We start from the raw sequence: 23,572 nt of genomic DNA on the forward strand, positions 1-23,572 counted from the left end.
TTAGCGCTGTGAAAAAGAAAAATTTGATTTCTGTAGTAGGACCCACTGGAATTGGGAAAACGAGACTGGCCATTGATTTGGCTCAGCATTTCAATACGGAAATTATTTCCTGTGATTCCCGCCAGTTTTTTAAGGAAATGAAAATAGGAACGGCTGCACCTTCTGAAGAAGAGTTGGCTGGAGCACCTCATCATTTTATCGGAAATCTTTCAGTGGAAGAGTATTATTCTATCGGTCAATACGAAGAAGACGCTCTTCAAAAACTGAATGAACTTTTTAAAACTCATGACACCGTCATTCTTGTAGGCGGAAGTATGATGTATGAAAAAGCGGTAATAGAAGGACTGCATGATCTTCCCGAAGCGAACGTTGAAAATCAGGAGAAACTTCAATCCATTATGGAGCAGGAGGGTATTGAGAAACTTCAGGAAATTTTGCAGGAACTCGATCCCGAATATTTCAGTGTGGTAGATATTCACAATCACCGCAGGCTTTTGCGTGCTATAGATATCATCTGGCAAACGGATAAAAAATATTCTGAACATATTGCTGTTTCCCAAAATGGAAGAGATTTTAATGTGATCAGAATCGGAATAGAAGCTCCAAGGGAAGAACTGTATGACAGAATCAACCGAAGAGTGGATATTATGATGGAAAATGGATTGCTGGATGAGGTGAAGGGTCTTGAACAATTTAAAAGTCTGACGGCTTTGAATACGGTAGGATATGCTGAATTGTTCAAGTATTTTGACGGAGAATGGGATCTTGATTTTGCGGTTTCAGAAATTAAGAAAAACAGCCGCAGATATGCAAAACGTCAGTTGACATGGTATAGAAAGGCAGATGATATTCATTATTTGCAGTTGGGATATTCTCAAAATGATTTTGAAAACCTGCTTCAATGGATTGCGGAGCAGTTTCAGGAATAAATTTTACCTGAATTATTTTAAACCATGAAGGAGCTATTAAGGTGTTAAGAATATTAAGAAAGCTTCGCCTTATGAAGTATTGTCTTAAAAATCTATTTGATTTTTCTTAATTAAACTTAACAACTTATATGTTCTTAATGGTTCTCCTTTCATTCTGACGAAGGAAGAATCTCATTGATTGTTTTTAAAGATTCTTCATTCTACTTTGTTCCATTCAGAATGACAGTACAGATGATAATTAATGAGGGGACTTTAATATTGAAAAAATGCGGTCCTAAAAAGAACCGCACTTCAACAAATATAATTTAATTTACTACTTCCAACCGCCGCCTAGCGCTCTGTATAGATCTACAATGCTGCTTAATCTCTGTCTTTTAATGGAAGCTAGATTCAACTCTGCCTGTAGGGAATTTCCCTGTGCTGTAATCACTTCCAGGTAATTGGCTGAACCTCCTTTGTAAAGAAGTTGTGCACTTTTAATTCCATCTTTCAATGTAGTCGTTTGTTCTGTTGCTTTTTGTTCCTGAACTTTTAAGTTTTCATTGGAAACCAAAGCATCAGAAATTTCTCCTACAGCATTCAATACTGATTGACGGAAAGCCAGAACATTTTTCTCTCTCTGAATTTTGGCTACTGCAAGATCCGTTTTCAATTGTCTTTTCTGAAAAATAGGCTGGGTAATTCCTCCTAAAACTGATCCGAACAATGAGGCCGGAATCTGAAACCAGTTATCAATTTTGAATGAATTTACACCACCATTAGCTGTAATCTTCAATGCCGGGTACATATTGGCCTGTGCCACTCCTACCATAGCATTGGATTCTAATAAAACCAGCTCCTGCTGACGTACATCCGGTCTGCGGCTTACCATAGCTGCCGGAAGTCCTGCAGTAATATTTTGAGGTAATGAAGTATCAGACATTTCAATCGTTCTGTTTACTTTATTAGGAAGTTCTCCTGTCAGAATGCTCAATGCATTTTCCTGAATGGCGATATTCTGTTCCAGCTGAGCAATCAGAAGTTCAGTTGCCTGTTTCTGTGCTGCTGCCTGCTGAACCCCTAAAGAAGTGTTATCACCGCTTTCCCACATTTTTTGTGTAATCATTAGGGTATTGCTGCTCAATTCAAGATTGGATTTTGCAATGTTTAATTGTCTGTCAAGCATCAACAGGTTGTAATATCCCTGTGCTATAGCTGCTACCACCTGAGTTTGAACAGCTTTTGAACCTTCATAGGTTTGAAGATACTGCATTCTTGAAACTTCCTGCTGGTTTTTGATTTTCCCCCAAATGTCAGCTTCCCATGAAAGGTTGAAGGCTGCATTGTAATCTTCAACATGGCTTTGTCCTAAAAATAAATTTAAGCTTTGCCCATTCATGCTGTTTTTCGAAGGTTTTGAAATCTGTCCGCTCACTCCGAAACCTACGTCCGGATATTGCATATATTTTGCCTGTTTCAGTTTTTCCTGTGAAGAAGCTACCTGCTTTAAGGCAATCTGAAGGTCATAATTATTTTTAATTCCTTTTTCAATTAATCCTTGTAAAATAGGATCACTGAAAAACTGTTTCCACTCCAGATTGGCTATACTGGCAGTATCTGCAGTTGCGGTGTACTGGAACTTTTCCGGAAGAGGAAGCTCGGGCTCTGTATATGCCAGTTTAGACACACACGAAACAGAGCCTATAGCCAGTGCAAATGTTAGAATAATATTTTTTACTCTTTTCATAGTTTTTAAACTTTTAATTGAATACAAAACTTAGAGAGGTTTTTGTTGATGCAAAAATTGTCTTTAGTAGGAGAAAATAGTTAGCTTTTTTAAACCATTAAGAACAGGTAGGAGAATAGTTACCCCTTTGTGATCTTAAAATTTTCTCTAAGTTTTTGTAATTCATTTTTTATTAGTGACTAGCAGCTAAAAGTTCTTCCTCCATTTGTTTTTTCAGAAGTCTTTTCTTTTTTCTGCTTGGCATTTTTTCATGCAGATACTGGAATACGACATACATTACCGGAATAATGAAAATCCCGAATACTACTCCTGTAAGCATTCCTCCTACGGTACTATAACCGATAGAGTGGTTTCCTTTTGAAGAAGCACCCTGTGTCCATACCAATGGAAGCATTCCCACGATGAAGGCAAAAGAGGTCATTAAGATCGGTCTCAAACGTAATCTTGATGCCTGAAGTGCAGATTCTATCAAGGTTTTACCTGCTTTTCTTCTCTGTACGGCAAACTCTACAATCAGGATGGCATTTTTGGCTAATAGCCCGACCAGCATGATCAATCCTACCTGTACGTAAATGTTGTTATCTATTCCTGCTAATCCTGTGAAAGCAAATACTCCGAAAATCCCTGTAGGAATGGTAAGAATAACGGCAAACGGAAGAATATAGCTTTCATATTGTGCGGCTAGTAAGAAGTAAACAAATAAGATACTCAGGAAGAAGATAAATGAAGTTTGTCCACTTGTCTTAATTTCTTCACGGGTAATCCCTGTCCACTCATATCCATATCCTCTTGGTAATGATTGCTGAGCAACTTCTTCTACAGCTTTGATGGCGTCACCAGTACTGTATCCAGGTTTTGGAGTTCCGTTGATCGTTACTGCGTTGAAGAGGTTATTTCTTGTTACCGTCTCAGGACCGAAAGATCTTTTTAATGTTACCAGTGTTTTTGCAGGAACCATTTCTCCTGATTTATTTTTTACATAAATTCCTTCCAGTGAATTGACATCCGTACGGTAAGGAATATCTGCCTGGGCCATTACTCTGTAATATTTCCCGAATCTGTTAAAATCCGATACAAAGCTACTTCCGAAATAAATCTGCATCGTCTGCATCAGTTCTGTTACAGAAACTCCAAGCTGGTTGGCTTTATCAGTATCCACATCAATGGTGTACTGAGGGTTTCCTGCTGCGTAAGTGGTAAAGGCGAAAGCAATTTCAGGTCTTTTCATCAACTCTCCAATGAACTGTTGAGTGGTTGTTCCCAATTGTTCAAAAGAACCATTCGTCTTATCCTGAAGCATGAATTCAAATCCGGAAACGTTACCGAAACCTTGTACAGTAGGGAAGTTGAAGAAGAATGCATTCGCATCTTTTACCTGACTTACCTTTCCTGTAAGCATTGCTGCAATCTGGTCAGGATCTTTCATCTCGCCACGCTTGTCATAATCTTTAAGCTTAATGAAACCTGCAGAATATGGAGACGCGTTAGCATTACTGATGAAGTTCATCCCATCTGCTACCCAAAGGTGATTAGTTGCTTTTTCAGCATTGATAATTTTATCAATTTGTGCTGTAGCTCTGTGCGTTCTTTCCAATGAACTTCCCGGAGGAGTATTCACCGCATATAATACGAATCCCTGGTCTTCAGTAGGAATAAATCCAGACGGCGCTTTTTTGATCAGAAATATACTGGCTGCTGTAATGAGAACAAGACCTCCTATAGCCACCCATTTATTTTTAATTAAAAATTTAAGGCTGTAGATATATTTTCTGGTCATGCTGTTGAAGCTGGCATTGAAAGCATTGAAAAATCTTGCTCCAAAACCTTTTTTATGACCATGCTCACCGTGTTCTCCCTGAGGATCATTTAAGAACATCGCACATAATGCAGGGCTCAATGTCAATGCATTTACTGCTGAAATTAAAATCGCAATGGCCAATGTGAAAGCAAACTGTCTGTAGAATACCCCTGCAGGTCCCTGCATGAAGCCAACCGGAATAAACACGGCACACATTACCAATGTAATGGAAATGATGGCTCCAGAAATTTCGCTCATTGAGTTCATGGTAGCCTGTTCTACAGGCATTCCTGTCTGTTCCATTTTAGAATGGACGGCTTCTACCACTACAATGGCATCATCCACTACAATACCAATGGCGAGTACCAATGCAAATAAGGTAAGCATGTTGATACTGAAACCAAATAACTGCAGGAAGAAGAATGTTCCGATAATCGCTACCGGTACGGCAATAGCCGGGATCAATGTAGATCTGAAATCCTGAAGGAAGATATATACTACAATAAATACCAATACGAAAGCAATAACAAGTGTTTCTACAACCTGATGGATAGAAGCATCCAGGAAGTCTTTAGAATTATACATGATAATTGGCTTTACTCCTTTTGGTAAGGTCGTTTCCATTACCTTCACCTGATTTTCAATTTCAGTCAGGATTTCATTGGCATTGGAACCTGCAGTCTGTAAGATCGCAAATCCGGCAACCGGTTTTCCGTCTACTCTGTTGGTTGCAGTATAGGTATAAGACCCAAACTCTACTCGTGCTACATCTTTTAATCGTAAGAAAGAACCATCACTGTTCGCTTTGATAGCAATATTTTCATAGTCTTCATTCTTATTCAGTTTTCCTTTGTATTTAAGGATATATTCGTAAGTTTCCTTACTTCCTTGTCCAAGACGGCCAGGGGCTGCTTCAAGGTTGTGATCTTTAATGGCTGCTAAAACTTCCTGAGGAGAAAGGTTGTTAGAAGCCAGACGATCCGGTTTCAGCCAGATTCTCATTGAATAATCCCTTGTTCCGAATACCTGAGCCTGAGCCACTCCAGGGATACGCTGTATCTGTGGAATAACATTGATCTTCAGATAATTTTGAAGGAATAATTCATCATATTGCTTTTCATTTTCACTGGTCAATCCCATGAACATGATCATACTGTTCTGAACCTTTTGGGTCGAAATCCCGGCTTGTACCACTTCCTGAGGCAGCTGGCTCATCGCTTTCGATACACGGTTCTGTACGTTTACAGCTGCATTATCAGCATCGGCTCCCTGCTTGAAGTACACACTAAGTGTCATGGTACCGTCATTACTGGAGTTGGAAGTCATATAGGTCATATTCTCAACCCCGTTCACGGCTTCCTCAATAGGCGTGGCCACAGAACGTGCTACAACCTCAGCATTAGCTCCAGGATAGAAAGCCGTTACCTGAACACTCGGTGGAGCGATATCCGGAAAGAGGGCAATCGGTAAATTAAAGAGAGACAAAGCTCCCAATAATAAGAGTATTATGGAGATGACCGTTGAAAGGACCGGTCTTTCTATAAATTGTTTTAACATAAGAAGTTTATTTTTTTAAGTCTTCTGTATTCGGAATGGACTATAATGGTTTCGCTTTTAATAAGCTGTCAGAAGAAATATTTTTAGGCTTGATGGATGCACCATCTTTTAAGCTTCCAATTCCTGTGTATACTATTTTTTCTCCAGGTGTAAGCCCTTCAGAAATAAAATAATAGCTATCCGTTTTTCCTGATATTTTGATCGGTCTTCCGGCTACCTTCTGATCTTTGCCCATTACATATACATACGTTTTATCCTGAATTTCGAAAGTGGATTCCTGTGGGATCACTACGGCATTCGAGATCAGTTGCGGCATGCGTACTCTTCCTGTATTTCCTGTTCTTAAAGCTCCGTTTGTATTAGGGAAAATAGCACGTACACTGATGGCTCCGGTAGTTTTGTCAAACTGTCCGTCTACAATACTCAATCTTCCTTTTTCAGGATATGTACTGTTATCAGCAATGACAAGATCTACCATTGGCATATTTTTCAGTTTCTCTTCCAGACTTGCTCCCGGATATTTATTTTGGAAAGCAATAAAGTCCAGTTCACTTAAAGAGAAATACGCATAGATTTCACTGATGTCAGATAATAATGTCAATGGATTTACATCTGTTCTTGAGATCAGACTTCCCTTTTTGTAAGGAATTCTTCCGATATAACCGCTTACAGGAGCTGTAATGGTTGTAAATCCTACATTGATTCTGGCGCTTCCTACAGAGGCTTTTGCCTGTGCAGCAGATGCAACAGCGGCTTCATAATTGGCTTTCGCTGTTTTAAGCTGTACATCAGAAACTACTTTGGCAGCAACCAGTGGCTGAAGTCTGTCTACTTCCACTCTTGCTTTTTGGATATTGGCATTGGCAACCTGAAGATTAGCCTGAGCCATATTCATTTGCTCGCCGTAGCTTCTTGAATCTATTTTAAATAATGGTTGTCCCGCTCTTACGTAAGATCCTTCTTCTACATAGATTCTATCCAGATATCCGTCTACCTGAGATCTGATTTCTACGTTGTTTTTCCCTTCCAAAGCGGTTGGGAATTCCTGATATGTAGTGGCGGGTGATGTAATAACGGTATAAACCGGAAGTTCTGGAGCTGGAGGTGCGGCATTGGTTCCTTCTGCGGCTTTGGTGCAGCTCTGTAAAAGAATTATACTTGCAATAAGTACAATAAACCTTGTTTTTCCAGGTAATTTCATTGTTGGTTTAATTTTTTTAATGAAGTGTTAGAGGTAAGTAATGTGTTTTGATAAATGCTGTGTTTTTTCCTAACAGTGTTAATAATTAGTTCAAAAAAAATTACAGAATTTTTAATGTGCAATGGGGTCGATAGTTTCCATAATTGAAAATTTTTAATGTTGATTTATATATGATAAGAATGAGGTGTATGTATGTTAATTTTACTAACGGTGTTAATTGATATGATAAAAATGCTTATCTTTAATTATTGAAATTGTAAGATTTTACATAAATTATTTTAGTTTTTTAATTAAACTGAACTAAATGTTTCAATTAATTCAGTGTTAAGTTTCCTAACGGTGTTAATTTTTAATTCAAAAAAAATTTACAATGACTTAATGAAAGCCGAAACAGTTTCGTCCAAAGACGTTTTGTTCATCGTTGAAGGGATATCAGCAGTACGCATCATCATAATAGAGATCATTCCGTGAACGGCAGAAAAAAGAGCATGAGACATATGGCAGGCATTGTCGGGATTTGATCCGTTTTTCATAATAATCTCATGAGTACATTCATAGATAAGCTCCTGGAATGATGAGAATTCTTTTTTCATCTGACCTTTTCCGCAACACTGCATACCAAGACCAAACATAAGCTGGTAATATTCCTTATTTTTAAAAGCAAAGCTCCAGTAAGCATCCACAATAGCAACAAGCTGCTCTTCCGGGGTACTGTGTTTTTGCTGAGCTTTTAATAATTCTATATGCAACTTGTGAAAGCCATCTAAAGAAATTTCAAATAGAATAGCTTCTTTATTTTCAAAATAATCATATACTACGGGAGCACTATACTCAATAGCATCTGCTATCTTACGCATAGAAAGCGAACCCCAGCCTTCAGTTTTAGCCAAAGTGAAAGCAGCCTGCAAAATATTTGCACGGATAGATTCTTTTTCTCTTTGACGACGTTCATGTAGGCCCATTATATTCTTTACTAACAGCGTTAGCAAAACTACAAACTTTTTAACATAACTTCCAAAGAATATTATGAGTTTAACGTTAAAGAAAGTATATATAAGGTGTAAATCAATTAGCTGTAATCAATAGAAAGAGTCTAAGGAAGCTACTTCTGGATATAAATATTTTGGAATAAAGAGAGTAATAGAATTTGACTATAACTATTTTGGAAAGCTTAATACCCTATTTCTACTTAAAATAAAAATGTCTTATCCAGAACCCAGTTTATTAATAAAAAGAAATATCTATCTTTGCCACTAAAGAAAAAAGGATATGAATACTCCCTCAAATATGCTGGCATTAGGAACAAAAGCTCCGTTTTTTGAACTTCCTAACCCATCAAAAACGAATGAACTTCAGTCTTTGGAAGAGCTGAAAGGAGAAAAAGGAACATTGGTAATCTTTATGTGCAACCATTGCCCGTTTGTTCTTCATGTGATCGACAAGATCAACGAATTGTATGAAGATTATAACGAGCGAGGAATTGAATTTATCGCTATCAATTCCAATAATATTGAAAAATATCCGGCAGATTCTCCGGAAAAAATGATCGAATTTCAGATTGAAAGAGGATTTGACTTCCCTTATTTATTCGATGAAAGCCAGGCGGTGGCTAGAGCTTATGAAGCTGCATGTACACCAGATTTTTATTTCTTTGATGATAAACTTGATCTTGTATACAGAGGTCAGATGGATGATTCAAGACCTGGGAATAATAAAGATGTAACAGGTGAAGACCTTATTATTGCTTTTGAAAATCTTTTGGCTGGGGAAGCTCAGGAAGAAATTCAGAGACCTAGCATGGGATGCAATATTAAATGGAAATAAGTAATAATCAGTTGCTAATTATTTAGCTGCTGGTTCTTTCTCACTATAATATAAAGCTGCTCTTTTAGAGTAGCTTTTTTATTTTTAGAATTTTTTTTGAAGCTTAAAATATACTATCAAAAACTTACTTTAGTTTCTTTCTCAACCTTCAAATCGACATTGACTTTATTGTGAGAGTGATTCTTTATAAACTCCGAAGGTGTTTTCCCGGTATATTTTTTAAACATCCTGTTGAAGTACGTTACATTATTGAAACCGCATTGATAACTGCATTCTGAAATAGACCTGTCCTGTACCATCAGCAGGCATGCCTTATTGATTCTATATCGGTTTACAAATTCTGTGAAAGTAATCTGAGTCGCTTTTTTAAAGAAATTACAGAAAGCCGGTAAAGTGAGATTGGCCAGCTTTGCAACGTCTTCAATGTCAATTTCCTTATCATAATGATGCTCTACATAAGTGAAAATGTTTTCCAGCCGGGTTTTATTTTTTGAAATAATGGTATAAGGCATGATTTCGTTATTTAAGAGATCATAATCCTGACATTTTGAAAGTTCAAAAAGAATTTCCAGCAGCAGCAAATATCTTTTATAGCCTTCTGATTCCAACATCAGTTTCAATTTGGGAAGCATTACTTTTTTTACTTTATGATGAAAATGAATCCCATATTTTGAAAGCTCCAGCAGATTTTTGATAGAGCTGGCTTCCACTTCCTGTTGGGGAAACTGAAGAATTTCTTCTTTGAACTGAAGGACAATCTCCTCATGCGGATCAATAGAATTGAGACCAAATCCAGAGTGGGGAATATTGGACCCGATTAAAACCAGATCTCCATTCGTATAATTACTTTTATGGTAACCTACGTGACGGGTTCCGCTCCCGGAAATGATACAGACCAGCTCAATTTCCGGATGATAATGATACTCCCATTTGAATTCTGAAATAGGGGAGTTATTATGAATCGTACGGAATGAGCTTTTCTCATTGGGGATCACTCTTTCAAAAGTAACTTTCATTTAATTAATCATATTTATTTACTAAAAATACTAATTATATTAATATAGTTCAAATATTTGTTTACTGTGTTAAATTATCGTTAACAGAAATGCTTCTATCTTAGCCGACAAGAAATAACCTGAATGAAAAATCTTAACATCAAGGCCGTTTTATTTTTAAACTATTTTGTCTTCGCAATTCTTCTGAATTCTGTGGGAACAGTGATCCTGCAGGTACAGCAGAATTTTGGGATTTCAAAATCTTCGGCCAGCATTCTGGAAGGTTTCAAAGATCTTCCGATTGCGATATGTTCTTTCATTCTGGCATCATTTCTTCCGAAAATAGGGATTAAAAACTCAATGCTGACAGCCTTATTCCTGGTAAGCTGTATGTGTTTTGTAATGCCTTTTACCAATGAGTTCTGGGTATTCAAATTATTATTTGCCATTGTAGGAATTTCCTTTGCATTGATAAAGATCTCAGTTTTTACTTCTATAGGACTGGTTACAGAAACAGACAAGGAGCATTCCAGTTTTATGGGATTTCTGGAAGGTTTTTTTATGATCGGAGTATTGGCAGGAAATCTTTTATTCAGTCTATATATTGATGATCATAATCCGAAATCTACAGAATGGCTGAATGTGTATTGGATTCTGGGAGGACTTTCAACCTTATCTTTTCTATTTCTGTTCTTTTCAAAACTGAATGAGCAGGAAGCTAAAAGTGAGAAAACTGATCTGTTGGGAGATCTGAAAAATAGTGTAAGCTTATTCAGTTATAAAAAAGTATTATGCTTTTTATTGTGTACTTTTCTTTTTGTATTGGTAGAACAAAGTTTTCAAACATGGACTCCTACTTTTTACAAGGAAATTTTAAAAATGCCAACATCCATGAGCATTCAGGCAGGAGCAGTTTTGGCAGGAGCTTTTGCCTTGGGAAGATTTTTGTCCGGGTTTTTCTCTAAAAAATTCAGCTGGATCTACGTAGTTTCTTTTTGTGTTATAGGTTTTGCCATTAGTTTAATACTGGTTTTACCATTGACCCATAATATTCATATTGATGCGAATACCACCTGGATGAATGCGCCTTTGGCCGTGTATTTATTTCCTTTGATGGGAGGTTTGCTGGCACCAATTTACCCAAGCATTAATTCTGTAATTCTTGCTTCGATTCCCAAATATCTGCACAGCGCTATGTCAGGATTGATTGTCGTTTTCTCAGCAATCGGAGGGACTATAGGCTCTATAATTACCGGTTTTGTATTTCAGGAGTTCAGCGGGCAGCAGGCATTTTATCTTTCTCTGATTCCGCTTTCATTACTGATCACGTCTGCCGTTTTCATGAATAAATTAAAAATTAATCCTAAAAAATAACAATGAGTAATCAGCTTTACATAAACGAAATTCAAAGTCTGTTTGATGAGGTACAGAGGTCTGAAATTTTTGAAGATCAGAAAATGATGACAGATGCAGTTCCGCTATTTCCAATTGCGAAGATCAATGAGGATTATGAAAAATTAAAAAATACTGAAGGTTTTGATCTGAAAGAATTTGTGATGACCCATTTTGACTTTTTGGGAGCAAGAGTTTCTGTTCACAGAGACAAGCAGCTTCCCATCGGGGAACATATTGAAAAGTTGTGGGATGAACTGACGCGTACCGCCTATGAAGAAAAAGGAACGCTTTTAAAATTGCCGAAACCTTATATCGTTCCGGGAGGTCGTTTTAATGAGTTTTTCTATTGGGACAGCTATTTTATTATGTTGGGATTAAAAGCTTCCGGAAGAGTAGAAATGATGGAAAACATTATTGAAAACTGCTCTTACCTGATCCAAAATGTAGGTTTCGTCCCGAATGCGAGCAGAACTCATTTCCTGAGCAGATCGCAGCCTCCTTATTTTTCGCTGATGCTGGATCTTCTTTTTGAAACCAAAGGCGATGAAGGAATTTATACCCAATACCACGAAACGCTTGAGAAGGAATATGCTTTCTGGATGAATGGCGAAGAGTCGCTTGAGAACAATTCAAGTGTAAAAAGAGTGGTAAGAACACAGGATGGAGATATCCTGAACCGTTACTATGATGCAGAGAATGCACCACGTCCTGAAAGTTACCTGATCGATATTGAAGATCACGAAAAAGGGGCAGGAGATGAATTTTACAGAAACATAAGAAGCGGCTGTGAGTCAGGCTGGGATTTTTCCAGCAGATGGTTTGCAGACGGAGAACATATACAGACGATAGAAACGCTGAACCTTGCACAGGTTGATCTCAACTGCCTTTTATGGCATTTGGAAAAGACTTTGGCAAAATCTTCAGCACTTCAAAATCTGAGTGAAAAAAACAATTATTTTTCAGAAAGAGCAGCAAGCCGAAGACAGATGATCAATAAATATTTCTGGGATGGAAATACTAACAATTATAAAGATTATCACACTAAAAAAACACAAAAACACCGTCTGAACATATTGCTGCTCTTTACCCTTTATTCCTTGGAATTGCAGATCAGGAGCAGGCGGAGGCAGTTGCCAAAGCTGTTGCCGAGAAGTTTCTTTATCAGGGAGGCTTGGTGACAACCACCAAAAACTCAGGTCAGCAGTGGGATCTTCCCAATGCATGGGCTCCTTATCAATGGCTGGGCTTTAAAGCAATGAAAAATTACGGCTTTGATGAACTGGCAGAAAAAATTAAAAATAACTGGTGTTCCAATGTAGAAAGGGTCTACAAAAACACTGGGAAACTGATGGAAAAATACAATGCATTAGACACAGAAACAATAGCAGGCGGCGGGGAATACCCCAATCAGGACGGATTCGGTTGGACCAATGGAGTGTATTTACAATTACAACAAAACTGAAACTAACAATAAAAGATATGGCTATGAAAAAAAAATCGATCTTTTTAATCGCCGCAACAGCTACGTTATACTTTAATAATGCTTATGCCCAGGAAACTCCGAAAGATTCGGCAAAAGTTTCTTCTATAGATCAGATTGTCATTACCGGAAATTCCGGTCCTAAGAAAAAAATAGAATCCAGTACTGCGATTTCTACATTTAGTGCCAAAGAAATTCAGAAACAGAACCCGATCAGTGCTGCGGCATTATTACAGAGGGTTCCTGGATTTGCTGTGGAAACTTCAGGAGGTGAAGTAGGAAACAACCTTTTTGCAAGGGGGATTCCTTCTGCAGGTGCATATGAATTTGTACAGGTACAGGAAGATGGTCTTCCGGTTTTTGAAGATGGAGCATTACAGTTTGCCAATGCTGATAACTTTTTCCGTGTAGATAATTCGGTCAATCGTCTGGAAGCTTTGAGAGGAGGTTCAGGATCTATTTTTGCTACCAATTCTCCGGGAGGGCTTATCAACTTTATTACCAGAGAAGGAACCAATGATTTCAGAGGAACTGCAAAAGTGGAAACAAGTACCTATGGATTGATGCGTACAGACCTTAATGTAGGGGGAGCTTTGGTTCAGGATAAATTATTTTTCAATATCGGAGGTTTTTACAGAACAGACAGCGGAATCAGAAAGACTGGCTTTAAAGCTAATGACGGAGGTCAGATCAGAATGAATCTGAAATATGTCTTTGATAAAGGCTATGTAAAAGTGTATTATAAAAAACTGGACGACAGAAATACATTCTTCCTTCCGATTCCTTTGACTCAAAATGGGAATGATCTGAAAGAATTCCCTGGTTTTGATCCTAACTATGGAACATACAGCTACAGATCAATCAGCCAGCTGAATATTCCACAAGCCGGAGGCGGATTTTTCAAAAGAAATCTTGAAGATGGAATTCATCCGAAAGTAGATGTATTGGGTGCTGAGTTTAAATATGATCTTGGAAACAATTTCAGTGTTTTAAACAAAACAAGATATACCAATATCAATATGAATTATACAGGGATTTTCCCTGCCGGAGCTCCATATACAGCAGCAGAATTTGCGAAGCACAGCGGAATTACCGGAAGTAATTATCAATATTCAATGGTAAGCAATGGCGGAATTGTTAATCCACAATTCGTACAGGAACTTGGATTCTGGGCTATTGACAAGCAGATGAATAATTTCGTAAATGATTTACAGTTCAATTATAAATTTGATAAAGGAAACGTTACAGCAGGTTTCTACAAATCTAACTGGAAGTCTCACCAGTACTGGAACTGGAGTAATATTCTGGCAACAGCTACGGAAAAACCTGAATTACTGAACCTTGTAGATACTTCTCTTACGCCTTTGGATACTGGATATTCAAAAACATATAACGGAGTTACCAGCATGACTTTTCTACAGAGAGATACGCAGACTCAGGGAAGCTTGAATGATCTTTATGTAAACCTTGATTATAATATTACAGATGCTTTAAGTGTAAATGGAGGTCTTCGTTACAGCCACGATTACTATAAAGGAAATTTTGCCAATACAACGACTGGCAATTTAAATAATTCTGGGTTGACAACGGATGGAACTCACGGCTTCAACACAACAACTGCTGATGATAACATGAGCGTATTGGGAAATAAATACACGTACTGGAATTATAACATCGATAAAGTGTCTTTCACCGTAGCGGCTAATTATAAAATCAACAGAGAAAATGCCGTATATGCACGTTTTTCTAACGGTTTCAGATCTCCGAATGAAGAAGCATACTACAATTATTTCTCCAACCCAGCTCCTGATAAACCATTAAAATCTGTAACGACCAATCAGTTGGAAGTTGGATATAAATATTACTCGCGTACTTTTGATATCGCAGTGATTCCGTTCTATTCTACATTGAAGAATCTTTCTTTCACAGATATTTTCTCTAATGGGAAATCTGAAAATACATTTGCCAATACACAAAACTACGGGGTTGAATTTGAAGGGTATGCCCGTCTGTTCAACAATATTTTAGAAGTTTCATTCAACGGAACAGTTCAGAGCCCTAAATATAAAAACCTGGAAGCAGGAAGTGTTCTTGAAGGAAATGTAGTACGAAGAATGCCGAAGTTTTTCTTCAATATTTCACCGGCAGTCAATATTACCAAAGCATGGAGAGCCTATGCAAGTATGAATTACTATGGAAAACGTTTCCAGGATGAGAAAAATGTACAGACGTTACCTGCTTTCACCGAATTTGGTGCAGGAATGTCTTATCAATTAGGAAAAATACGCTTTGCAGTGGATGGAACCAATATCTTTAATACCATTGGTATCACAGAAGGAGATCCAAGAGCAGGATCACCAAACGGAGATGGAACAATCATGGCAAGACCTATTATGGGAGCTGCTGCCAGAGCATCAATTACTTTAGATTTCTAAATCAGACTCTATTTCTTCTTATTATTGAAACCACCGGAAATTTCTGGTGGTTTCATATTTTTATTGTAAAATTAATCTCCATTTCATCATAAAAAGATCTGCGCTATCCGCATAATCTGCGCGAAATTTTATTCATCATTTACTTCAAAAACGGATTATATTGTTTCTCAAATCCTATAGAAGTAGGATTTCCATGTCCTGAGAAAACCTGAGTGTCATTATCCAGAATGAAAAGTTTAGATTTAATACCATCAATCAGCTGATCATAATTTCCTTTATAGAGATCTGTTCTTCCGATGCTGCCTTCAAAAAGTACATCTCCGGAAATCATGAACTTCTGGTTTTCATTATGATAAACCACACTTCCCGGAGAATGTCCCGGAACGTGATAGATTTTAAACTTTTCACCATCTAAATCCAATTCATCACCCTCATTGATATATTCTACCTCCACTTTTACAGGATCTATCTGCATTCCGAATCTTACACCGCTCGCCTGAAGCATATCCAGTACTTCCTGATCTTCCTGATGCATATTTACAGGAACTTTGAATGTATCAAAAGCCCATTGAAGCCCAAATACATGATCGATATGAGCATGGGTCAGAAGGATTTTCTGAATGTTCAGTCCATTTTCAGTGATGAATTTATCAATAGCCTGAGTTTCCTGTCCGCTCATATTTCCCGGATCAATCAGCCAGGCATTTTTATTTTCGTTATAGATGATGTAAGTATTTTCGCTAGCAAAGTTGAATACGAAACCTTGAATCTGAAGCATATCTGAATATTTTTTATTCAAAAATACAATATTATTAAGGAAATGGCTATCTTCGTCTTAATGAAAACTTTGCGAATACTCTTACTTTCTTTAGGCGGACTGGTCTTTGGACAAAACATCCAAAGTGTTCAGTTGTTTAATCCTCAGACCAATGATGAGACCCCGGTAATTAAAATTGGAGAACAATTGGTTTTAGGCTTCGATGATCTTACAAACGGCAGTCAGATTTACAGATATACATTCAAACATTATGACAGAAACTGGAATGAAGATAATCTGTTTTTTACAGAATTTGCTACAGGAAGCATGAATGCACTTCTGGATCAGTTTCAGTATTCTTTCAACACGTTACAGGCTTATACCCATTATAAACTGGTTTTTCCGAACGATAAAATCCAGCTGAAGGTTTCAGGGAATTATGAACTGATTGTTTACAAAGATTCCGCAGACCAACCTCTTTTCAAAAAAAGATTTTATTTGGTAGAAGATATGACGGCTCTGGCTCTAAATATTTCTAGAATTGCAGATGCAAGGAATCCCAATATCAACCAAAGGGTAGAGGTAAATGTTTCTCCGAAAGGAGGAGATATTTCTTCCAATGTCAATTCAATCACTATGAATGTGATGCAGAATAACAATCCGAATATGGTAATTTCCAATCAGAAGCCAAGCGCTGTTTTAGGAAATCAGGTGCTTTTTCAGCAAATGAACCTTACTTTTCCCGGAGACAATGAGTTTTATTATTTCGATAATAAAAATATGAACATGGCGGCGGATATGGTGCGTACAACTGAAATAAAAGATGATGTCAACCAGACCTATCTTCATCCTGTATGGGCTTTTCCTTTAAATTATCAATATCAGCCGGATGTCAACGGAGCATGGTATTATCGAAGAAATGATTTGGGAAGAGAAAGAGATGCCGATAGAGAAGGGGATTATTCATGGGTACACTTCTATCTGGAGTCGGATCCTGTAGATAAAGAGATTTATGTTTTGGGTGGGTTTAATAATTTTAAGCCAGGCAAAGAAAATCAGATGCAATACGATGCAGCCACTAAACAATATGTGGCTAAAATATTTCTGAAACAAGGTTTTTACAACTATGTTTTGGTAACAAAAGAAGGAAATGGGCCATTGAATTTCGGAGAAGTGAATGGTAATTTCTGGCAGACAGAAAACCTGTATCAGGCATTTCTTTATTATGCCCCTTTCGGAAGAAACTATGATGGGCTTATGGGCTATGGAGAATTCAGAACTCCAATTGCGAATAAGCGATAACGATTTGATATCAATAATTATTTTAAAAATACATTTATAAAATGGGACTATCTCTTGAGGTAGTCCTTTTTTTTATTGATTTTGGAGACCTATATCTTGTCCGATTTTGTAATCTTTATTGTTTTATCTATTATAATGCACAACATAGTGAAAAATAATAATTCACAAAACTTTGATTTTTGTTAAATATTTTAATGTAAAATCTTTTTTATTTTAAAAATATTATTAAATAGTATTCTTTGTTTTAAAATCATCATTGTGTTTTGTTTATTGATTTATAATATCAATTGAATTTATCGTATCATATATATCATTTTGTTGTGAAAAATTTATACATTCGTTTTTACAACCAATCAATATTATTATGAAAACGAAATTTATCTTAGCTGCAAGCATTGCAGCATGCTCTTTTGTTTTTGGACAAAACACACCCTCAAAATTAGTTCCGGGTAAAAGCGGATTACATGCAGAATTTATGCGATTCGAAAAAAGCGCACCTGCTTTTCAGGGAAGTCCTGTTTTATTTGATGAAACTTCTCAGAGACTTTTACAGGGAGAGGCACGTAAGCTGGGATTTGAAAAGGATGCGTTGGGATTTGAAACGCATAGATTTCAGCAGACCATCAATGATATTCCCGTAGAATATGGAATGATGGCCGTACAGACCAAAGATGGTAAAATTGTAGGAGAAACAGGAAAGTGGATTCTGGATGTTTCAAAAGCAATTGACAAAAAAGCCAGCCTTTCCGAAAGCGGAGCATTACAGAGTGCTTTATCATTTGTAGGTGCAGAATCCTATAAATGGAAAAACAAAGAAGAAGAAGACTTTCTTAAAAAAGAAACGGGAGATCCAAACGCAAGCTTTGCTCCTAAAGGTGAATTAGTTTATTATTCAGATCCAGATGATGAAAGATTGAATCATGTAAGACTAGCTTATAAATTTGATATCTATGCTGAGAAGCCATTAAGCAGACAATATGTTTTTGTAGATGCTAAAAATGGAAAAGTACTGGGGGTAGATGCCATTATCCATGAGGTAAATACTCCAGGAACCGCTGTTACAGGATATAGCGGAACCCGAAATATAACTGCAGATTCTTACAATGGAAGCTATAGATTAAGAGAAACGGGAAGAAACGCAGGAACTGCTGTGGAAACCTATAATTTGAAAAAAGGAACCAGCTATGCTTCTGCAGTAGACTTTACAGATACAGATAATAACTGGAATAACGTCAATACCAATAAAGATCAATATGCTACCGATGCACATTGGGGAGCAGAAATGACGGTAGATTATTTTTATACAAAATTCGGACGTAAGAGTATTGATAACAATAATTTTGCTATTAAATCATATGTTCATTATTCAACCAATTATTTTAATGCATTTTGGGATGGTTCCAGAATGACTTACGGAGACGGCAGCTCTTCTACAAACGGAGGAAAACCCTTAACTGCTATTGATGTTTGTGGTCATGAAATTACCCATGGAATGACTTCCAAAACAGCCAATCTTGCTTATCAGAGAGAATCAGGAGCTTTAAATGAAGGATTCTCAGACATTTTTGGAAATACAATTGAACGCTGGGCAAGACCAACGCAGGCAAGCTGGACATTGGGAGAAGACTTCAACTATGTGATCAGAAATATGGCAAACCCTAATGCGTACAGCCAGCCTGATACTTATTTGGGAACGTATTGGAAAGCTACCACAACTTCAGGATGTGCCAGCCCAAGCCAATCGAATGATTATTGCGGAGTTCATACCAATTCGGGAGTGCTTAACTTCTGGTACTATCTATTGGTAACCGGAGGATCAGGAACCAATGATAAAGGCTTTGCGTATAATGTTTCCGGAATCGGATTAGATAAAGCAGCAGCTATAGCTTACAGAACATTGACTACTTATCTTACTTCTTCTTCTACCTATGCCAATGCAAGAACCTATTCTCTTCAGGCAGCTGCAGATCTTTATGGTGCAGGTGGTAATGAAGTTGTTCAGACTACCAATGCATGGAATGCAGTAGGGGTAGGAGGCGGAACTTCTCCTGCAGGAAAAATGTCTGTGGTAGAAACTCCATTGTATACTATAAGTCCAAATCCTGCGACAGATAGATTCACCGTGAATTTTGAAGGAAAAGCTGGAAGAGGAATTGTAGAATTGATAAGCCTTACAGGTAAGAAAGAAATTTCTGAAAAAGTAGAAATTACAGACGGGATCAATAAACTGAATATCCAACTTCCTTCCAATATCCTTCCGGGAGTATATATTGTAATGGTAAATGGAGAAAAAGCAGGAAATCTGATTAAAAAGTAAACCAAATCTTAATATATTTCAGTAAAAAGGCCACAAGAATTACTTGTGGCCTTTTGTATATTTTTGACGAATGTGAATTAAACCAAATAGAAATCATTCAGTTTTTCTTCACAGAGTATTTTTACAACATCAATCCATCTATCTTCATCATTCAGACATGGAATATAGTGGAAACTTTCACCACCACCATGCATAAACTGCTCTTTACCTTCTACAGAAATTTCTTCTAAAGTCTCAAGACAGTCAGAAACGAATGCCGGGCATACAATGGCCAGGTTTTTCACCCCATTTTTACCAATTGATTCCAGTGTTTCGTCAGTATAAGGTTCGATCCATTTATCTTTTCCTAATCTTGACTGGAAAGAAACAATTGTTTTTTCTTTAGGTAAGTTCAACTTTTCAATCACACGCTGTGTAGTTTTAAAACATTGATGACGATAGCAGAACTGATGGCTTGGATTGTCATCTCTGGAACAACAGTCATTAAGATTACAGGTCTTTGTAGGATCTGTCTTATAAATATGTCTTTCCGGAACTCCATGATAAGAAAACTGAAGGGCATCAAAATTTTCTGGAAGTTTTTCCTTAATACTTTCTGCCAGACAATTGATATAAATATCTCTGTTATAGAAAGGCTGGATATAATTGATCTTTACCTTTGGAAACTTCTTTTTTCTTACTTCTTCTGCCTTTTCAATCACCGTTTCCGTTGTACTCATGGCATATTGAGGATATAAAGGAAAAAGAACGATTTCAGTAACCCCCTGATCTACCAGTTTCTGAATACCAGCTTCAATACTAGGCTGTGCATATCTCATTCCGATTTCTACGGGAACGTCTACCAGTTTCTGAAGTTTTTTCTGAATTTTTTCAGTGATGACAATCAGTGGAGAACCTTCATCTGTCCAAACCGTTTTATAGGCTTCTGCAGATTTTGCAGGTCTTGTCTTCAGGATAATTCCCTGTACAAGAAGAGCGCGAAAGATCCAGCGGTAATCAATCACTTTTTCGTCCATCAAAAATTCATCAAGATATTCCTTTACGTCGTTTACAGCAGTAGATCTCGGTGATCCGAGGTTTACCAGTAAAATTCCTTTCTTATTCAATATTCTAAATTTTAATTATGAACAGAAGTTGTAAAATCTGTTACTAATTTTGAAACTTTAGCAAAGGTATTACTTTCCAGTAAGCCATTGCTATCAAATTTGCCTTTTATCCCTTTTATTAATGCCTGATGTTTATCATCCGTTACAGCTCCCAGAGTTTTTAAAATTAATAACAACTCTTCGTGTCCTTTTTCTCCATTGGCCGAGGCGGTAATCACAGCCACAGGCTTTTCAGAAAAAATTGTCGTGGAAACACACCATTCCAAAAGATTTTTCAACCTGCTCGGAATACTAAAAATATATTCCGGAGTGGAGAATATAACTCCCGATGAATTTTGAATGTCTTCTCTGATTTTCAGAACCTCATCCGGAGTATTACAATCCGTGAAAGCAGTATCAAAATGGGGAAGAACAGAAAGATCTTCATACAACTGAAAATCTATGGTATTCATCTTTTCCAGTACCTGTTCTATCAGTTTCTGATTGCTGGAATTCTTTGAAGCACTTCCAATAATGACAACAACTTTTTTTCGGGAGGCATTTTAACTGTTTTATCCGTTTACAGCTTCCACTCTTTCTACTAGATCCGGAACGAATTGCTTTAAAATATTTTCAATTCCGTTTTTCAAAGTAGCTGTAGAGCTTGGGCAGCCTGAGCATGCACCTTGTAGAAGCATTCTTGCAGTTTTGCTTTCCTGATCATATTCCATCAGAGAAATTTTTCCTCCATCATTTTCCACGGCAGGAGCTACATATTCATTTAAAATGTCAGAAATCTTCTGCTCATCATCCGTATAATCTCTGTTGATGATCTTTTCAACAGGGTTTTCATGTTTCTGAGGTTCTGCTTTTGAAATTTCACCTCCGTTTTGAAGGTATTCAGCAATCAGACCACGAACAGCCATCATTACCTGGTGCCATTCTACAGAATTATTTCTTGAAACAGCCACAAAATTATCAGAAATAAAAACTTCCGTTGCAAAATCAAATTCTTTAAAAATAGCTTGTGCTAAAGGAACTTCCTCAGCTGCATCTCTCGATTTTACCTCCACGAAACCTTCCATTAGTAACTTGCTCGAAACAAACTTCATTACATTTGGATTGGGTGTCATCTCAGCATAGATCTGATACATTTCTTTTTTCTTTTGAAGATAAATTCTTGGGTTGGCCAATAATTCGTCCTCGATCACATTTTTCAGACTTTGAGCAACATGTTCCCATTCTATGGTATCTTGTTTTGCAACAGCTATAAAATTAGCCGTAATGAAAACTCTTTCCACAAACGGATAATTGAAAAGCTCCTGTGCTAAAGGAATTTCTGAAACATCTGAATTTCTGTCCAACTCCAAAGAGCCAGGGATGAGATTGTAATCAGTAACAAATTTCATCACTTTCGGGTTTTCGGTTGGTTCTATAAGTACGGTACGCATTTTTTCGTTAAATTTGAGATACAAAAATACGCATTAGAAGTTAGAAGCTGAAAATTGAGAGTTAGATTTTTGCTATCACTATAATTTAGAAGGTAGATACTAGAAATTATAAGGCAGCAATCATCATTTTCAAATTGGCATATTTTCAAATTTTCAAATTAATATTATGGCACTTATAAAAGAACTTTTAGGAAAAGCACCACAGATTGGAGAGAACACCTTTTTAGCAGAAACGGCAACCATTATAGGTGATGTTGTAATGGGAAAAGACTGCAGCGTTTGGTATAATGCAGTGATCAGAGGCGATGTTAATTATATTAAAATGGGTGATAAGGTAAACGTTCAGGATAATGCAATGCTGCACTGTACCTACCAGAAATACCCTTTGAATATCGGGAATAATGTTTCTATCGGACATAACGCGATTGTTCATGGATGTACCATTAAAGATAATGTACTGATCGGGATGGGAGCTATTGTAATGGACGATTGTTTAGTAGAAGAAAATTCTATTGTAGGAGCAGGTTCGGTAGTCACTCAGGGAACTCATATCAAATCTGGTGAAGTCTGGGGGGAGTTCCGGCAAAAAAGATCAAAGATATCAATGCACAGCTATTAGAAGGAGAAGTGAACAGAATTGCGGATAACTATGTAAAATATTCGTCATGGTATAAAGAAAATGTAAAAGACCATCAATTGTAGTTTCTTACTGAATAGTCAACCCGCTTGTCAGTTTTTCATGCTTTCGAAGCAAAATTCAAAATTGACTTTAATCCATATAAAAAGCTCCGTCCTGAGACAGAGCTTTTTTCGATTTGATAGAGAACCTTTGCTGTTTTGTTAGTTAGGGTCTGGTGTGATAAGTTTTATCTTTCCATTGATACATTTTAAAGAGGTTGGAGGGGTAATCATCACACAGTCAGACATAATATTATATTTTTGATTGAAAGCCTTTATTTTATCCGTATAGTCGTTGACTCTCGGTAAGAACGTAGCTTCTATTTTTTTTGGATAAGCAATATATTGCTGAGGTCCGCCGCAGGATTTTGCTCCCATGGGGGCAAATGTCCATTCACCAGCATCCGTACATTTCTCTCCTGAGACCTCAGATTCGATAGAAGCTTTTAATTTATCGAGCTGTGCCTGTTCATATTTCTGGCTATCTTCATCGGCAGGTCTATCGGCGATATCAATCGGAAGATTGGTATTGGCATTCTTTGATGTATTGCAGGAAACCAGAGATAGTGTAGTACATAATACTATTGCAGGGAAAAGTAGTAATAATTTTTTCACAATAAACTTTATTTCTTTTTAAGAATT

Annotated in this window: 16 protein-coding genes and 2 pseudogenes; 8 read left to right on the plus strand and 10 right to left on the minus strand. The window is 37.1% G+C overall.

Going from position 1 to position 23,572, the window contains the following annotated elements; all coding sequences use genetic code 11:
• Positions 1-8 precede the first annotated feature (8 nt).
• Positions 9-929, plus strand: a complete 921-nt coding sequence (miaA, locus tag LF886_RS05535; RefSeq protein ID WP_236853098.1) for a tRNA (adenosine(37)-N6)-dimethylallyltransferase MiaA — start codon at positions 9-11, stop codon at positions 927-929.
• Between the two features lie 313 nt (positions 930-1,242).
• Here miaA and LF886_RS05540 read toward each other — a convergent pair whose 3' ends face one another.
• From LF886_RS05540 to LF886_RS05555, 4 genes are all read right to left on the minus strand, one after another.
• Positions 1,243-2,655: an efflux transporter outer membrane subunit gene (locus LF886_RS05540; RefSeq protein WP_236853100.1), complete on the minus strand. Its 1,413-nt coding sequence runs from the start codon at positions 2,653-2,655 to the stop codon at positions 1,243-1,245.
• Positions 2,656-2,827: 172 nt separating this feature from the next.
• Positions 2,828-6,010, minus strand: a complete 3,183-nt coding sequence (locus LF886_RS05545) for an efflux RND transporter permease subunit (protein ID WP_236853102.1) — start codon at positions 6,008-6,010, stop codon at positions 2,828-2,830.
• A gap of 40 nt (positions 6,011-6,050) precedes the next feature.
• Positions 6,051-7,211 (minus strand): efflux RND transporter periplasmic adaptor subunit, encoded by a 1,161-nt coding sequence (locus LF886_RS05550; protein ID WP_236853104.1) that lies wholly within the window; start codon positions 7,209-7,211, stop codon positions 6,051-6,053.
• Between the two features lie 365 nt (positions 7,212-7,576).
• Entirely contained in the window at positions 7,577-8,173 is a 597-nt protein-coding gene (locus tag LF886_RS05555) for a TetR/AcrR family transcriptional regulator (RefSeq protein WP_103235497.1), read from the minus strand.
• A gap of 307 nt (positions 8,174-8,480) precedes the next feature.
• Here LF886_RS05555 and LF886_RS05560 point away from each other — a divergent pair, with 307 nt between their 5' ends.
• Complete coding sequence (locus tag LF886_RS05560; RefSeq protein ID WP_236853105.1) at positions 8,481-9,035, plus strand: thioredoxin family protein; 555 nt, start codon at positions 8,481-8,483, stop codon at positions 9,033-9,035.
• 116 nt (positions 9,036-9,151) lie between these two features.
• On the opposite strand, the gene LF886_RS05565 is transcribed toward LF886_RS05560, so the two are convergent.
• Complete coding sequence (locus LF886_RS05565) at positions 9,152-10,051, minus strand: AraC family transcriptional regulator (RefSeq protein WP_236853107.1); 900 nt, start codon at positions 10,049-10,051, stop codon at positions 9,152-9,154.
• 123 nt (positions 10,052-10,174) lie between these two features.
• On the opposite strand from LF886_RS05565, the gene LF886_RS05570 reads away from it, so the two are divergent.
• The 3 genes and pseudogenes from LF886_RS05570 (at position 10,175) to LF886_RS05580 (ending at position 15,340) form a co-directional block, all read left to right on the plus strand.
• A complete protein-coding gene (locus LF886_RS05570) occupies positions 10,175-11,404 on the plus strand; it encodes an MFS transporter (protein ID WP_236853109.1) in 1,230 nt (409 codons plus the stop codon).
• Positions 11,405-11,490: 86 nt separating this feature from the next.
• Positions 11,491-12,887, plus strand: a pseudogene (locus LF886_RS05575) (trehalase family glycosidase).
• Positions 12,888-12,910: 23 nt separating this feature from the next.
• Positions 12,911-15,340, plus strand: coding sequence for a TonB-dependent receptor (locus LF886_RS05580; protein ID WP_236853110.1), 2,430 nt, complete (start codon positions 12,911-12,913; stop codon positions 15,338-15,340).
• A 139-nt stretch (positions 15,341-15,479) separates the two neighbouring features.
• On the opposite strand, the gene LF886_RS05585 is transcribed toward LF886_RS05580, so the two are convergent.
• On the minus strand, positions 15,480-16,118 hold the full coding sequence (locus LF886_RS05585) for an MBL fold metallo-hydrolase (protein ID WP_236853112.1): 639 nt from the start codon (positions 16,116-16,118) through the stop codon (positions 15,480-15,482).
• Positions 16,119-16,178: 60 nt separating this feature from the next.
• Here LF886_RS05585 and LF886_RS05590 point away from each other — a divergent pair, with 60 nt between their 5' ends.
• Positions 16,179-17,399, plus strand: a complete 1,221-nt coding sequence (locus LF886_RS05590; RefSeq protein ID WP_236853114.1) for a type IX secretion system plug protein domain-containing protein — start codon at positions 16,179-16,181, stop codon at positions 17,397-17,399.
• 364 nt (positions 17,400-17,763) lie between these two features.
• On the plus strand, positions 17,764-19,716 hold the full coding sequence (locus LF886_RS05595) for a M4 family metallopeptidase (RefSeq protein ID WP_236853116.1): 1,953 nt from the start codon (positions 17,764-17,766) through the stop codon (positions 19,714-19,716).
• A 77-nt stretch (positions 19,717-19,793) separates the two neighbouring features.
• Here LF886_RS05595 and hemH read toward each other — a convergent pair whose 3' ends face one another.
• Genes hemH through LF886_RS05610 form a run of 3 tightly spaced genes read right to left on the minus strand, consistent with a single transcriptional unit; the run spans position 19,794 to position 22,252 of the window.
• Positions 19,794-20,822: a ferrochelatase gene (gene hemH / locus LF886_RS05600; protein WP_236853118.1), complete on the minus strand. Its 1,029-nt coding sequence runs from the start codon at positions 20,820-20,822 to the stop codon at positions 19,794-19,796.
• Positions 20,823-20,833: 11 nt separating this feature from the next.
• Positions 20,834-21,337: an NADPH-dependent FMN reductase gene (locus LF886_RS05605; protein ID WP_236854293.1), complete on the minus strand. Its 504-nt coding sequence runs from the start codon at positions 21,335-21,337 to the stop codon at positions 20,834-20,836.
• A 36-nt stretch (positions 21,338-21,373) separates the two neighbouring features.
• Positions 21,374-22,252: a NifU family protein gene (locus LF886_RS05610; RefSeq protein WP_236853120.1), complete on the minus strand. Its 879-nt coding sequence runs from the start codon at positions 22,250-22,252 to the stop codon at positions 21,374-21,376.
• A 166-nt stretch (positions 22,253-22,418) separates the two neighbouring features.
• On the opposite strand from LF886_RS05610, the pseudogene LF886_RS05615 reads away from it, so the two are divergent.
• A pseudogene (locus LF886_RS05615) lies at positions 22,419-22,954 on the plus strand (gamma carbonic anhydrase family protein).
• A 138-nt stretch (positions 22,955-23,092) separates the two neighbouring features.
• Here the strand turns inward: LF886_RS05615 and LF886_RS05620 are convergent.
• Positions 23,093-23,545 carry a hypothetical protein gene (locus LF886_RS05620; protein ID WP_236853121.1) on the minus strand — a complete coding sequence of 151 codons (453 nt, stop codon included), beginning with the start codon at positions 23,543-23,545 and terminating at the stop codon, positions 23,093-23,095.
• Positions 23,546-23,572 lie beyond the last annotated feature (27 nt).

Origin of the sequence: Chryseobacterium sp. MEBOG07, assembly GCF_021869745.1 — a bacterium.
Classification (GTDB): Bacteria; Bacteroidota; Bacteroidia; order Flavobacteriales; family Weeksellaceae; genus Chryseobacterium; species Chryseobacterium viscerum.

Bases quoted from the DNA above. Each gene is read 5' to 3' on its own strand.
- LF886_RS05540 (WP_236853100.1), bottom strand. From the start codon at position 2,655: ATGAAAAGAGTAAAAAATATTATTCTAACATTTGCACTGGCTATAGGC.
- LF886_RS05545 (WP_236853102.1), bottom strand. From the start codon at position 6,010: ATGTTAAAACAATTTATAGAAAGACCGGTCCTTTCAACGGTCATCTCC.
- LF886_RS05550 (WP_236853104.1), bottom strand. From the start codon at position 7,211: ATGAAATTACCTGGAAAAACAAGGTTTATTGTACTTATTGCAAGTATA.
- LF886_RS05555 (WP_103235497.1), bottom strand. From the start codon at position 8,173: ATGGGCCTACATGAACGTCGTCAAAGAGAAAAAGAATCTATCCGTGCA.
- LF886_RS05560 (WP_236853105.1), top strand. From the start codon at position 8,481: ATGAATACTCCCTCAAATATGCTGGCATTAGGAACAAAAGCTCCGTTT.
- LF886_RS05565 (WP_236853107.1), bottom strand. From the start codon at position 10,051: ATGAAAGTTACTTTTGAAAGAGTGATCCCCAATGAGAAAAGCTCATTC.
- LF886_RS05570 (WP_236853109.1), top strand. From the start codon at position 10,175: ATGAAAAATCTTAACATCAAGGCCGTTTTATTTTTAAACTATTTTGTC.
- LF886_RS05580 (WP_236853110.1), top strand. From the start codon at position 12,911: ATGAAAAAAAAATCGATCTTTTTAATCGCCGCAACAGCTACGTTATAC.
- LF886_RS05585 (WP_236853112.1), bottom strand. From the start codon at position 16,118: ATGCTTCAGATTCAAGGTTTCGTATTCAACTTTGCTAGCGAAAATACT.
- LF886_RS05590 (WP_236853114.1), top strand. From the start codon at position 16,179: ATGAAAACTTTGCGAATACTCTTACTTTCTTTAGGCGGACTGGTCTTT.
- LF886_RS05595 (WP_236853116.1), top strand. From the start codon at position 17,764: ATGAAAACGAAATTTATCTTAGCTGCAAGCATTGCAGCATGCTCTTTT.
- LF886_RS05610 (WP_236853120.1), bottom strand. From the start codon at position 22,252: ATGCGTACCGTACTTATAGAACCAACCGAAAACCCGAAAGTGATGAAA.